Origin of the sequence: Halomonas sp. A29 (assembly GCF_046723295.1) — a bacterium.
Taxonomy (GTDB): domain Bacteria; phylum Pseudomonadota; class Gammaproteobacteria; order Pseudomonadales; family Halomonadaceae; genus Halomonas.
The window spans coordinates 1-11,724 of the sequence record NZ_JAXQPR010000001.1 but is presented as its reverse complement, the minus strand read 5'-3'; the positions used below and the strand labels follow the sequence as shown (position 1 = coordinate 11,724).

The window sequence follows — 11,724 nt, the reverse complement described above, 5'->3', positions numbered from 1 at the left end:
AGAAGCCCATGGCCGTGCGGCCATGGGCTTCTTGCGTTCTGGCTCGTCGCCAGCGGTGGGGGTGGTTCGTCAAAGCACGTAGTGAGTGGCAGATCCCGGTCCTACCGGCAGGCCGAACAGGAACACCCAGGCGAAGAACAGCAGGCTCCAGCCGATCAGCATGAACAGGGTGTAGGGCAGCATCAGCGCCACCAGTGTGCCGATGCCCAGATCCTTCCGGTAGCGGGCCGCCACCGCCATGATCAGGCCAAAGTAGCTCATCATCGGGGTAATCAGGTTGGTCACCGAGTCGCCGATACGATAGGCGGCCTGAATCACTTCCGGCGCGTAGCCCATCAGCATCAGCATCGGCACGAAGATCGGTGCGGTCACCGCCCATTGGGCCGAGGCGCTGCCCAGTGACAGGTTGACGAAGGCGCACATCAGGATGAACAGGGCGAACAGCAGCGGGCCACCCAGGCCCATGGTCTGCAGCAGGTCGGCGCCGGCCACCGCGATCACCGTGCCGAAGTTGCTCCAGTTGAACAGCGCCACGAACTGGGCGGCGAAGAACACCAGCACGATATAGAGTCCCAGGCTGCTCATGCTGCGCGCCATGGCATCGACGATGTCGCGGTCGCCGCGCATGGTGGCGGCAAGCCTGCCGTAGACGAAGCCGAGCACGGCAAAGGAGACCGCCACGATCACCACGATGCCGCTTAGAAAGGGGGATCCGCCGATGGCCCCTGTTTCCTGATGGCGCAGGATGCCATTGGCAGGTATCACCATGGCTGCCAGCACTGCCACGATGGCCAGCGTGGCGATCCCGGTCCCCTTTAGGGCGCGCTTCTCAGTGGTCGAGAGTCCCTCCATGCGCTGATCGTCGATATCGTCCACGGCGTAGGCGGCATCGAACTTGCCGAGCTTTGGCTCGACGATGCGCTCGGTAACCAGGCCGCCGATCAGCGTGACGACGAAGGTACTGGCAATCATGAAGAACCAGTTGGCTTCTGCGCCCACGCTGTAGCTCGGATCGAGCAGGCGCGCGGCTTCCTGGGTGATGCCGGAGAGCAGCGGGTCGACAGTGCCGATCAGCAGGTTGGCGCTGTAGCCTCCAGATACACCGCAGAAGGCCGCGGCCAGGCCTGCGAGCGGGTGGCGCCCCAGCGAGTGAAAGATCATTGCTGCCAGCGGGATCAGTACGACATAGCCGAGCTCGGCGGCCATATTGGACATGATGCCGGCAAACACTACGGCGTAGGTGACGATTCGCGGCGAACGATCCAGCACCAGCGCGCGCATGCTGGCCGAAAGCAGGCCCGAGTGCTCGGCGACGCCAACGCCAAGCATGGCGACCAATACGGTGCCGAGCGGCGCAAAGCCGGTGAAATTGGTCACCATTTCGGTGACCAGCCGGCGCAACCCCTCGGCATTGAGCAGTGAATTCACCGCAATGAACTCACCTTCGTTGGCTGGGCGCGGGTCGGCGACCGAGACGTCCAGGGCGCCTGCGATACCGCTGGCCACGATCACGATGAGACAGAGCAGGGCGAACAGGGTCACGGGGTGGGGTAGCAGGTTGCCGAGCCACTCCACCCCGTCGAGGAAGCGGTGGAACATTCCTTTCCGTAGCCGCTCGCGACGGTTTGCGTAATTTGACATTGGAAAATGCTCTTTTAGTACGGATATTGCAGTGAATTATTTTGCCCAATGGGCTTGGCGCGCGACATTACTTTGATATGGCGCCGTCTGCAAATCGACTTTAGAGGCACGGAAGCACGAAAGACCGTGTTGCCCTTCGGGGGAGGGGGTCGGCAGGCTGAGAGTACAGGTCAGTGCCGGGCCATGCACCAGCGCCTGGCCAGCAGCACCAACTCGATGATGGCGATCAGGATCAAAGCGTAGCCGAGCAGTTCCACCATCTCCTCTGCGGCGTTCTTGAAGCTGCGCAGGTAGCTCTCCTGCATGATGGCCTGCCACAGGCTCTGGCGTCCGAACAGGCGGGAGAAGACATAGGTCACCAGCACGCCGCTGGCAAACAGGCCGAAGGAGAAGGTGTTGGAATAGTGGCGGAATTCATCGGCGAACCGATGTCGACGGCGTATGACCAGGGCCAGGGCGGGAAGAACGATCAAGGCAACCAGTACTTTCCAGGCGTGGCGAGCGACGCGGGTGTCGAGCCAGTAGTCCTGCTCGCGAATCAGCGAGCTGGCAATGAAGGCGAACATCAACAGGGTGACGGTGGGAAGCGCACGCTGCACCTGACGCACGTAGAATAACAGGGCAGCCGAGGTCGCCAGAACGAGGCTTTGTGCCAGTTCCACCAAGCCATATTCCGTGAAACGGCTTTGCGGGAAATAAGCAGCTTCCAGGTAGGCTAGCTGGCCGCATCCGGCGATGAACAGGACGTAGAGCCCTGCGCGCAGGCTGGCGGCGGTGAAGCCGATCGGCCAGGCGTTTCGGGGTGCTGAGGAGGGCATGGACAAGGTCGCTATCGAGACATACACGAATGCATGTCATTTTAATGACTCCTGCATGAATAGGCTAGATAGCGGCTGGCAAATTGGCGTGTCGCTGGGCTTCTTCCACGATCCAGTCGTGCACCGCGGCCACGCGACGATCATCGAGCGCGCCGCTGGTATGTACGATGCCGTAGCGCTTACCAGTCGGAATGCGAGCGGCGAAGGGGGCGATCAGGGCGCCGGTGCTGAGCTCATTGGTCAGCAGTGCCTGACGCGCGATGGCTACGCCCATGCCGGCAATAGCGGCTTCCATTGTCAGCCGGTGGCGGTTGAAGGTATAGCCGCGGCGCACGTTGAGCGGCGGGGCTTCGATGGCCTGCAGGTAGTGTTCCCACTCGGCATAGGGGTGCCCGCCGCGCCAGGCGGTAATGTCGTGAAGCAAGGGATACCAGGCCAGCTCCTCGGGGCCTGACAGGGGCGGGCGGCGGCGCATCAAAGCCGGGGCGCAGACGGGAAAGATCACCTCTTCCATCAATGGCGTGATGGCCAGTCCCGGGTAGTGGCCATCGTTGAGATCGATGGCCAGGTCGAACTCTCCCTCGCGCAGCGACAGGCTGCTGTCCTCGGCGATGACCTGAAGCTCGATGTCGGGGAAGCGCGCCTGCAGGCGCGGCAGTCGTGGCATCAGCCACTTGCTGAGGAATGCCGGCACGCTGCGCAGGCGGATGATGCCGCTCATCACGCCGCTGCGCAGGCGCTTCACCTCGAGGCCGACCGATTGATAGGCCTCGTCGACCACCGCGGCCAGGCGCTTGCCCTCTTCGGTGAGCTCCAGGCGTCGTGGCAGGCGACGAAACAGCTTGAATCCCAGCCGCTCCTCGAGCTGCTTGATCTGCTGGCTCACCGCGCCGGTGGTGACATGCAGCTCTTCCGCCGCCCGTGTGAAGGAGAGGTGGCGGGCGCTGACGGCGAAGACCTTCAGCCAGGCATGGGTCTGGGCATGGAGCAGGCGATTCATGGTTTAGTTTTACTATAGGAGTGAGCAGTTATTTTCGTTTGCCGCTCGATGTATTCACGCTCAACATAAGGCCATTCATGCCGTGAAGGCAAACATGTTTTAGCTAGGCTGATCCATCGGTGGGTGACTTCTCATAGTGAGGCACTCGGTGGCTGCCCGGCGACCGATGAGGTGACTTATGGCAATCAGCGTCTTCGACCTGTTCAAGATCGGCATTGGGCCCTCCAGCTCCCATACCGTGGGGCCGATGCGGGCCGCCTACGACTTCGTTCAGGTGCTGCGTGAGCGTGACCTGCTCGAACGGGTAGCCCGGGTCGAGGTGAAGCTGTTCGGCTCCTTGAGCGCCACCGGCAAGGGGCACGCTACCGACCGCGCCGTGATCATGGGGCTGATGGGCGAGCGCCCCGACCGGATCGATCCCGCCATCGTCGCACCCTGTATCGAGGAGCTGCTGGAGGCGAGCACCCTGCTGCTCGACGGTCGCCTGGCGATTCCCTTCCTCTGGGCGCGCGACATGCAGTGGTACGAAGAGTGCCTACCCTATCACCCCAATGCCATGACGCTGGTGGCCCATGGTCATGGCGAGGAGCTGTGGCGCAACACCTACTATTCGGTGGGCGGTGGCTTCGTCATCGACGAGGATCAGGCCGAGCGGGGAGAGCTGGACCAGGACAACACCACGTTGCCCTACGACTTCAACTCGGCGGCTGAACTGATGGCGCTGTGCCGCATGCACGACATGCGCATCAGCGAGCTGATGCTCGAGAACGAGAAGGCCTGGCGTAGTGAAGCCGAAGTGCGCGATGGTCTGTGGCAGATCTGGCAGGCCATGCAGGCCTGTGTCGACAAAGGCTTGCAGCAGGAGGGCGTTTTGCCTGGCGGGCTCAACGTCAAGCGCCGCGCGGCTTCATTGCATCGTCGCCTGCTGGCAACGAGTGACGACCAGAGTCTGATCGCTACCACCTTCGGTGCGATGGACTGGGTCAATGTCTTCGCCTTGGCGGTGAACGAGGAGAATGCCGCCGGCGGACGCATGGTCACTGCACCGACCAACGGTGCGGCCGGCATCATTCCTGCCGTGCTTCACTACTACATGAAGTTTCAGCCCGGTGCCAGCGAGCGCGACGTGGTGGATTTCCTGTTGGCTGCTGCCGCGGTGGGCATCCTGTGCAAGAAGAACGCCTCCATCTCCGGTGCGGAGGTGGGGTGTCAGGGCGAGGTGGGCTCGGCCTGCGCCATGGCCGCTGCTGGCCTGGCTGAAGTGATGGGCGGTAGTGTCGGCCAGGTTGAGAACGCCGCCGAGATCGGCCTGGAGCACAACCTCGGGCTGACCTGCGATCCGGTTGGCGGCCTGGTACAGGTGCCGTGCATCGAGCGCAATGCCATCGCATCGGTCAAGGCGATCAATGCGGCTCAGATGTCGCTGCGCGGCGATGGCGAACACTTCATCTCCCTCGACAAGGCGATCCGCACCATGCGTGACACTGGCCGCGACATGCAGGACAAGTACAAGGAAACGTCCCGTGGCGGGCTGGCGGTGAACGCCATCGAATGTTGAAAGCGCACGGCATTCCTGCCGTCTAACCGAGCTTTGCCCCCTTCCGACGCGATGCCCATGCGGCATCGCGTTTTCGTTTGCAAGCTATTGAATGGCCGCGCTCTCTACGCCATTGGTCGAGTTCGGCGCTTCAATGGTTGCCCCGCGGTTTCGTCTCCTCTAGCTTACGTTAACGTAAAGGTTAGAAGCCCCGGGCTGAGAGTAAATACAAGTTGCAGCCCTCACCACAACGACAACAAATCAGCATGGATCGTCACGACGGTCCAGAGAGGACGTCACATGACCCAGGAGTTCATACTGGAAACTCGCGGGTTGACCAAGCAGTTCCGCGGCTTCACTGCCGTGGACGATGTCAACCTGCAGGTCCGGGAAGGACATATCCACGCCTTGATCGGCCCCAATGGTGCCGGCAAGACGACCGTCTTCAACCTCCTCACCAAGTTCCTGCCGCCGACCCGGGGCGAAATTCTCTATCGTGGCAAGCCGATCACCGGCATGAAGGCCAACGAGATCGCGCGCATGGGCATGGTGCGCTCCTTTCAGATCTCCGCTGTGTTTGCCCACATGACCGCGCTGGAGAACGTGCGGGTGGCCCTGCAGCGCCCGATCGGCACTTCGTTTCATTTCTGGAAGTCGGAGCGGACCCTGGATCATCTGAACGACCGCGCTATCGAGCTGCTCGATGAGGTCGGCCTGCGTGAGTATGCGAACGTCCTGACCGTCGAGATGCCCTACGGGCGCAAGCGCGCCCTGGAAGTGGCCACCACCTTGGCCATGAACCCGACGCTGATGCTGCTCGACGAGCCGACCCAGGGTATGGGGGCGGAGGATGTCGATCGTATCGTCGAGTTGATCCGCCGCGTGGCCAAGGGGCGCACGGTACTGATGGTCGAACACAACCTCAGCGTGGTGAGCCGGCTGTGCGACCGGATTACCGTGCTGGCCCGTGGTGCCGTGCTGGCCGAGGGCGACTACGAGGAAGTTTCCGCCGATCCGCGGGTGCGGGAAGCCTACATGGGTAGTGAGGCAGAGGAGGCCAGCGCATGAACCAGGTCATCGAACAGCCGAATCGTACCGAATATCGCGACCATGATGGCGCCGAGATGCTGCGCATCCGTGACCTGCATGCCTTTTATGGCGAATCGCACATCCTGCACGGGGTCGACATGGAGGTGCGGCGCGGTGAGCTGGTCACCCTGCTGGGCCGTAACGGGGCCGGTCGCAGTACCACGCTCAAGTCGATCATGAGCATGGTCGGCCGGCGCACCGGTTCGATCATGGTCAACGGTACCGAAACCATCGCCATGAAGGCGCATCGCATTCCGCGCCTGGGCATCGGCTATTGCCCCGAGGAGCGTGGCATCTTTGCCAGTCTCGACGTCGAGGAGAACCTGCTGTTGCCGCCCACGGTGCGCTCGGGTGGCATGTCGATCGACGAGATCTACGAGATGTTCCCCAACCTCTACGAGCGCCGCCGCAGCCAGGGCACACGTCTATCCGGTGGCGAACAGCAGATGCTGGCCATGGCGCGCATCTTGCGTACCGGGGCCCGCATGCTGCTGCTTGACGAGATCACCGAAGGCTTGGCGCCGGTCATCGTGCAGAAGCTCGCCGAGGTGCTGGTCAAACTGCGCGACCGCGGCATGACCATCGTCCTGGTGGAGCAGAACTTCCGCTTCGCCGCGCCGCTCGCCGACCGCCACTACGTCATGGAGCATGGGCGCATCATTGAGGAGATCAGCAAGGCGGCGCTGCCTTCCAAGCGTGAACACTTGAACTCCTTGTTGGGCGTATAGCAAGCCAGCACTCGTAACCACAATCACGTCTTACCTGCAGCGCGCATGACAACAACAACCTGCCCAGTTGGGCTATGGAGACGAAAATGACCTTCATCAAGAAGACTCTCGCCAGCAGCATTGCCATTGCCGCTACCGCCGCCATGGCAACTGCCGCCCAGGCGGAAATCAGCGATGGCCAGGTGCGTATCGGCTACCTGGCGGACATGTCCGGTACCTACCGTGACCTGGCCGGGCCAGGTGGCCTGGAGGCGCTGAACATGGCGGTCGAGGACTTCGGTGGCAGCGTCAATGGGGCGCCGATCCAGGTGTTCAGTGCCGACGATCGTAACAGCGCCGATGTGGGCGCCAACACCGTGCGTGAGTGGATGGATACTCGTAACGTCGACCTCGTGGCCGGTCTGGTAGCCTCGTCGGTGACCATCGCCGTGACGCGCGTGTTGGAAGAGAACAATGGCTTCGGCATCGTCTCGGCTTCGGCGGCATCCAGCATTACCAACGAGCACTGCACGCCCAACCATATCCATTGGGTATACGATACCTACCCGCTGGCCAATGGTACCGCCAAGGCAGTCGTCGACCAGGGTGGCGACACCTGGTTCATGCTCACCGCCGATTACGCCTTCGGTCATGCGCTGGAGGCGGACGTATCCCGCGTCGTGGAAGAGAGCGGTGGGCAGATCATTGGTGGTGTGCGCCATCCGTTCCCCACTGACGATTTCTCCTCTTACATCCTCCAGGCCCAGGGCTCCGGTGCCAAGATCATCGGCCTCGCCAATGCTGGTGCCGATACCGTCAATGCCATCAACACCGCCAGCCAGTTCGGCGTGGTGGAAGCGGGCCAGCAACTCGCCGGCCTGCTCGTGTTCCTCAGCGACGTGCATGCCATGGGGCTCGATGCCACCCAAGGCCTGCTGCTGACCACTGGCTGGTACTGGGACATGGACGATGAGGCGCGTGAATGGTCCGAGCGTTACTACGAGCGTGTCGGGCGCATGCCAACCATGGTCCAGGCCGGTATCTACTCCAGCACCACGCACTACCTTCAGGCCGTCGAGGCAACCGGCAGCGACGATCCGGCCACCGTTCGCGAGTACATGATGGAGCAGGAGATAAACGACTTCTTCGCGCGTAACGGCCGGCTGCGCGAAGACGGACGCATGATCCATGACATGTACCTGGCCCAGGTGAAGTCACCGGCCGACTCCACCAGTGAATGGGACCTGTACGAGATCCTTTCCACCATTCCCGCCGAAGAGGCCTACCGCCCGCTTTCAGAGAGCCAGTGCAAGCTGGTGCAGAACTGAAGCACACACGGTTGGCGGCGGCTGCGGCCGCCGCCCCTCTGACGGCGAGGAGAACCTGACATGACGATGATATTCGGCGTGCCGTTGGCGGTGTTCATGGGCCAGCTGCTGCTGGGGCTGATCAACGGTGCCTTCTACGCCTTGCTGAGCCTGGGGTTGGCGGTGATCTTCGGCTTGCTGAAGATCGTCAACTTCGCCCACGGGGCCATGTACATGCTGGGGGCATTCGCCACGCTGCTCGGCATGCGCTACCTGGGCATCAATTACTGGGCGGCACTGCTGCTTGCGCCGCTGGTGGTGGGTCTGTTCGGCATGCTGATCGAGCGATTGCTGTTGCGCCGTATCGGACACCTCGACCATCTCTACGGATTATTGCTGACCTTCGGCCTGGCGCTGATCTTCGAAGGTACGCTGGTCAACTTCTTCGGTGTTTCGGGAGCGCGCTACCCGACACCCGAAGCGCTGCAGGGCGGCTATCAGACCGGCTTCATGTTCCTGCCCAAGTACCGCGCTTGGGTGCTGCTGGCGGCTATCGTGGTCTGCTTCGGCACCTGGTACATGATCGAGCGCACACGGCTTGGCGCCTATCTGCGTGCTGGCACTGAGAACCCGGCGCTGATGCAGGCCTTCGGCGTCAACGTACCGTTGTTGGTAACGCTGACCTACGGCTTCGGCGTAGCGCTTGCCGCCTTCGCCGGCGTACTGGCCGCACCGCTCTATCCTGTTTCGCCGACCATGGGTTCCAATCTGCTGATCGTGGTCTTTGCGGTAGTGGTTATCGGTGGCATGGGTTCCATATTGGGCGCCGTCGTGACGGGGCTTGCCATGGGGCTGATCGAGGGACTGACCAAGGTGTACTACCCCGAGGCAGCCAACACCGTAATTTTCCTGGTGATGATCCTGGTGCTACTACTCAGGCCCGCCGGGCTCTTCGGCAAGGAGGCATGACGACATGGCCACGACCCAAACCATGACGCCATCCATGAAGCGAGAGCGCCGCGCCAACCTGCGTCGCAACGCCTTCTATGTGGCGCTGATCGCGATCGGTATGGTGGCGCCCTTCATCGCCTATCCAGTATTCCTGATGAAGGTGCTGTGCTTTGCCCTGTTCGCCTGCGCTTTCAACCTGCTGCTGGGCTATGCTGGCCTGCTCTCCTTCGGCCATGCGGCCTTCCTGGCCACCGGTGGCTACGTGACCGGCTACCTGCTGTCGAGCTATCCGGCGCTGACTCCCGAAATGGGCATTCTCACCGGTACGGCCGCTGCCGTGGTGCTGGGCGCCATCTTCGGGGCGCTGTCGATTCGACGGCAGGGCATCTACTTCGCCATGGTCACCCTGGCCCTGGCCCAACTGATGTTCTTCTTCTATATCCAGGCGCCCTTCACCGGCGGTGAGGACGGCCTGCACGGCGTGCCGCGTGGCCAGCTGTTCGGTTTCATCAGCCTGCGCAACAACCTGGCGATGTACTACTTCGTCTTCGCGGTCTTCCTGTTCGGCTTTGCCCTGATCCAGCGGGCCGTGCACTCGCCGTTCGGCCAAGTGCTCAAGGCGATCCGCGAGAACGAACCGCGCGCCGTATCGCTCGGCTACAACGTCGATGCCTACAAGCTGGTGGCCTTCATCCTTTCGGCGGGATTGGCCGGACTGGCCGGCTCCACCAAGACGGTAGTTTTCCAGCTCGCCTCTCTGACCGATGCCCACTGGCACATGTCCGGCGAGGTGATCCTGATGACCCTGCTCGGTGGTGTGGGCACTCTGTTCGGCCCGGTGGTGGGCGCGGGGCTGGTGGTCAGCCTGCAGCATTTGCTGGCTCAGTCACCGCTGGGCAACTGGGTGGGTCCGATCCTGGGTATCATTTTCGTGCTCTGCGTACTCAGCTTCCGCAGCGGTATCGTCGGCGAGGCGCTGAAGATGTATCGCAAGAACTTCAAGTAAGAAGCATCGACAAGCCTCGTCATGGCGCCCCATGGGCGCCATTTTTTATTCCTGCGACGTGGAGCAGGCCCGCTCCAGGCTGGCGGGAAGATGTTCCACCAGGTAGTCGACGAACTGGCGCACCTTGGCTGCATGCTGGCGATGCCGTGGCATGACCGCCCAAACCCCTGCGTCGTGGCATTGAAAGCGGGGTAGTACTTCGATCAGTTCGCCGCTGGCAAGGTAAGGCATGACGTAGTAGTCGGGCAGTTGGGCCAACCCCAGTCCCTTGAGCGCTGCATCGAGCAGTGCAAGCCCGGAGTTGGCCTGCCAAGGACCTTGCACGCGTATTTCTCGGTGCAGCCCCTCGATGTCGAAGCGCCAGTGATCGCGGGTGCCGATCAGGCATCGATGGTGTGCCAGCTCCGCTACCGAGTGGGGCTGCGATACGCCTTGAAAGTAATCGGGAGAAGCGACAACGTATTCGCGTCGCTCGCACAAGCGGCGTGCCACCAAGGTTGAATCCTGTAGAGTGCCCATGCGAATGACGACGTCGTAGCCCTCGTCGATCACATCCACCTGGCGGTTGGTCAGGTGAAGACGCATCTCGAGCTGAGGGTGCAGGCGCAGAAAGTCGTTCACCAACGGGGCGAGGAAGCGCTCGCCGAAGGTGGTGGCGCAGCTCAGTTGAAGCACACCGTGGGGGCACTCCTTGAGGCTCTGCAATGCGGTTTCCGCTTCGCGAAAGCCATCGAGAAGTTCACGACATCGGACATAGTAGCGTTCGCCGGCGTCGGTAAGGTGGATCTGGCGTGTGGTTCGGTAGAGCAGTGGCAGCCCCAGCTGTTGCTCGAGCTGAGCCACTTGGCGGCTGATATGCGAGTTGGAAACGTGAAGCTGGCGTGCTGCCGCAGCAAAGGTACCCAACCTGACCACTTCCACGAAGGCTTCGATACCATCCCAATGAGCCATAGGAACTCCATCGTTGCACAGCTGGAATAATGTTGTGTCGCTGTTTCTATATCATCATAACGCTGGGCGCACCTAGACTGATAGAGATCGTTACAAACTGGATCGTTTGACCATCAGGAGATTTTGCATGAAGTCGCGCGCCGCCGTTGCTCTCGAAGCGGGCAAGCCCCTCGAGCTCACCGAAATCGATGTGCAGGACCCCAGGGCCGGGGAAGTCCTGGTGCGTATCGTTGCGACCAGCGTCTGCCATACCGACGCCTTCACCCTTTCCGGCGCCGACCCGGAGGGGCTGTTCCCCTCGGTGCTGGGCCACGAGGGCGCCGGCATCGTCGAGGCGGTGGGCGAAGGGGTCACCAGCCTCAAGCCCGGCGACCACGTCATCCCGCTCTATACCGCCGAGTGCGGCAAGTGCAAGTTCTGCCGCTCGGGCAAGACCAACCTGTGCCAGGCGGTGCGCGCCACCCAGGGCCAGGGCCTGATGCCCGACGGCAGCTCGCGCTTCTCGCTCGACGGCAAGATGCTGCACCACTACATGGGCTGCTCCACCTTCAGCGAGTACACTGTGCTGCCCGAGGTCTCGCTGGCCAAGGTTTCGCCGGAGGCGCCGCTGGACAAGATCTGTCTGCTCGGCTGCGGCGTGACCACCGGCATCGGCGCGGTGCTCAACACCGCCAAGGTCGAGCCGGGCTCCACCGTGGCGGTGTTCGGCCTGGGTGC

The 11,724-nt window shown here is 62.3% G+C and carries 11 protein-coding genes; 7 read left to right on the top strand and 4 right to left on the bottom strand.

The window, feature by feature from the left end; all coding sequences use genetic code 11:
* Positions 1 to 69: 69 nt before the first annotated feature.
* From SPH52_RS00055 to SPH52_RS00045, 3 genes are all read right to left on the bottom strand, one after another.
* Entirely contained in the window at positions 70 to 1,641 is a 1,572-nt protein-coding gene (locus SPH52_RS00055; protein WP_411792958.1) for an AbgT family transporter, read from the bottom strand.
* A gap of 170 nt (positions 1,642 to 1,811) precedes the next feature.
* Positions 1,812 to 2,459: a hypothetical protein gene (locus SPH52_RS00050; protein ID WP_411792957.1), complete on the bottom strand. Its 648-nt coding sequence runs from the start codon at positions 2,457 to 2,459 to the stop codon at positions 1,812 to 1,814.
* Between the two features lie 64 nt (positions 2,460 to 2,523).
* Positions 2,524 to 3,459: a LysR substrate-binding domain-containing protein gene (locus SPH52_RS00045; RefSeq protein WP_411792956.1), complete on the bottom strand. Its 936-nt coding sequence runs from the start codon at positions 3,457 to 3,459 to the stop codon at positions 2,524 to 2,526.
* 178 nt (positions 3,460 to 3,637) lie between these two features.
* Between SPH52_RS00045 and SPH52_RS00040 the strand changes: the two genes are divergently transcribed.
* The 6 genes from SPH52_RS00040 to SPH52_RS00015 all read left to right on the top strand — a co-directional run bounded on the left by SPH52_RS00040 (position 3,638) and on the right by SPH52_RS00015 (position 10,056).
* A complete protein-coding gene (locus SPH52_RS00040) occupies positions 3,638 to 5,017 on the top strand; it encodes an L-serine ammonia-lyase (RefSeq protein WP_411792955.1) in 1,380 nt (459 codons plus the stop codon).
* A gap of 279 nt (positions 5,018 to 5,296) precedes the next feature.
* A complete protein-coding gene (locus SPH52_RS00035) occupies positions 5,297 to 6,064 on the top strand; it encodes an ABC transporter ATP-binding protein (RefSeq protein ID WP_411792954.1) in 768 nt (255 codons plus the stop codon).
* Positions 6,061 to 6,813, top strand: a complete 753-nt coding sequence (locus SPH52_RS00030) for an ABC transporter ATP-binding protein (RefSeq protein WP_411792953.1) — start codon at positions 6,061 to 6,063, stop codon at positions 6,811 to 6,813. The genes SPH52_RS00035 and SPH52_RS00030 overlap by 4 nt, the downstream gene beginning before the upstream one ends.
* 86 nt (positions 6,814 to 6,899) lie before the next feature.
* Positions 6,900 to 8,120, top strand: coding sequence for an ABC transporter substrate-binding protein (locus tag SPH52_RS00025; RefSeq protein ID WP_411792952.1), 1,221 nt, complete (start codon positions 6,900 to 6,902; stop codon positions 8,118 to 8,120).
* Positions 8,121 to 8,180: 60 nt separating this feature from the next.
* A complete protein-coding gene (locus tag SPH52_RS00020) occupies positions 8,181 to 9,068 on the top strand; it encodes a branched-chain amino acid ABC transporter permease (RefSeq protein WP_411792951.1) in 888 nt (295 codons plus the stop codon).
* A gap of 4 nt (positions 9,069 to 9,072) precedes the next feature.
* Positions 9,073 to 10,056: a branched-chain amino acid ABC transporter permease gene (locus SPH52_RS00015; RefSeq protein ID WP_411792950.1), complete on the top strand. Its 984-nt coding sequence runs from the start codon at positions 9,073 to 9,075 to the stop codon at positions 10,054 to 10,056.
* A 45-nt stretch (positions 10,057 to 10,101) separates the two neighbouring features.
* On the opposite strand, the gene SPH52_RS00010 is transcribed toward SPH52_RS00015, so the two are convergent.
* The gene (locus SPH52_RS00010) at positions 10,102 to 11,007 is read right to left on the bottom strand and encodes a LysR family transcriptional regulator (protein WP_411792949.1); all 906 of its coding nucleotides are present in this window, start codon (positions 11,005 to 11,007) and stop codon (positions 10,102 to 10,104) included.
* 127 nt (positions 11,008 to 11,134) lie between these two features.
* Between SPH52_RS00010 and SPH52_RS00005 the strand changes: the two genes are divergently transcribed.
* Positions 11,135 to 11,724: alcohol dehydrogenase catalytic domain-containing protein (locus tag SPH52_RS00005; RefSeq protein WP_411792948.1), on the top strand; the 590-nt coding region annotated here is incomplete at its 3' end.

Excerpts from the sequence above, each read along its gene's own strand:
- SPH52_RS00055 (WP_411792958.1), bottom strand. The coding sequence starts at position 1,641 with ATGTCAAATTACGCAAACCGTCGCGAGCGGCTACGGAAAGGAATGTTC.
- SPH52_RS00050 (WP_411792957.1), bottom strand. The coding sequence starts at position 2,459 with ATGCCCTCCTCAGCACCCCGAAACGCCTGGCCGATCGGCTTCACCGCC.
- SPH52_RS00045 (WP_411792956.1), bottom strand. The coding sequence starts at position 3,459 with ATGAATCGCCTGCTCCATGCCCAGACCCATGCCTGGCTGAAGGTCTTC.
- SPH52_RS00040 (WP_411792955.1), top strand. The coding sequence starts at position 3,638 with ATGGCAATCAGCGTCTTCGACCTGTTCAAGATCGGCATTGGGCCCTCC.
- SPH52_RS00035 (WP_411792954.1), top strand. The coding sequence starts at position 5,297 with ATGACCCAGGAGTTCATACTGGAAACTCGCGGGTTGACCAAGCAGTTC.
- SPH52_RS00030 (WP_411792953.1), top strand. The coding sequence starts at position 6,061 with ATGAACCAGGTCATCGAACAGCCGAATCGTACCGAATATCGCGACCAT.
- SPH52_RS00025 (WP_411792952.1), top strand. The coding sequence starts at position 6,900 with ATGACCTTCATCAAGAAGACTCTCGCCAGCAGCATTGCCATTGCCGCT.
- SPH52_RS00020 (WP_411792951.1), top strand. The coding sequence starts at position 8,181 with ATGACGATGATATTCGGCGTGCCGTTGGCGGTGTTCATGGGCCAGCTG.
- SPH52_RS00015 (WP_411792950.1), top strand. The coding sequence starts at position 9,073 with ATGGCCACGACCCAAACCATGACGCCATCCATGAAGCGAGAGCGCCGC.
- SPH52_RS00010 (WP_411792949.1), bottom strand. The coding sequence starts at position 11,007 with ATGGCTCATTGGGATGGTATCGAAGCCTTCGTGGAAGTGGTCAGGTTG.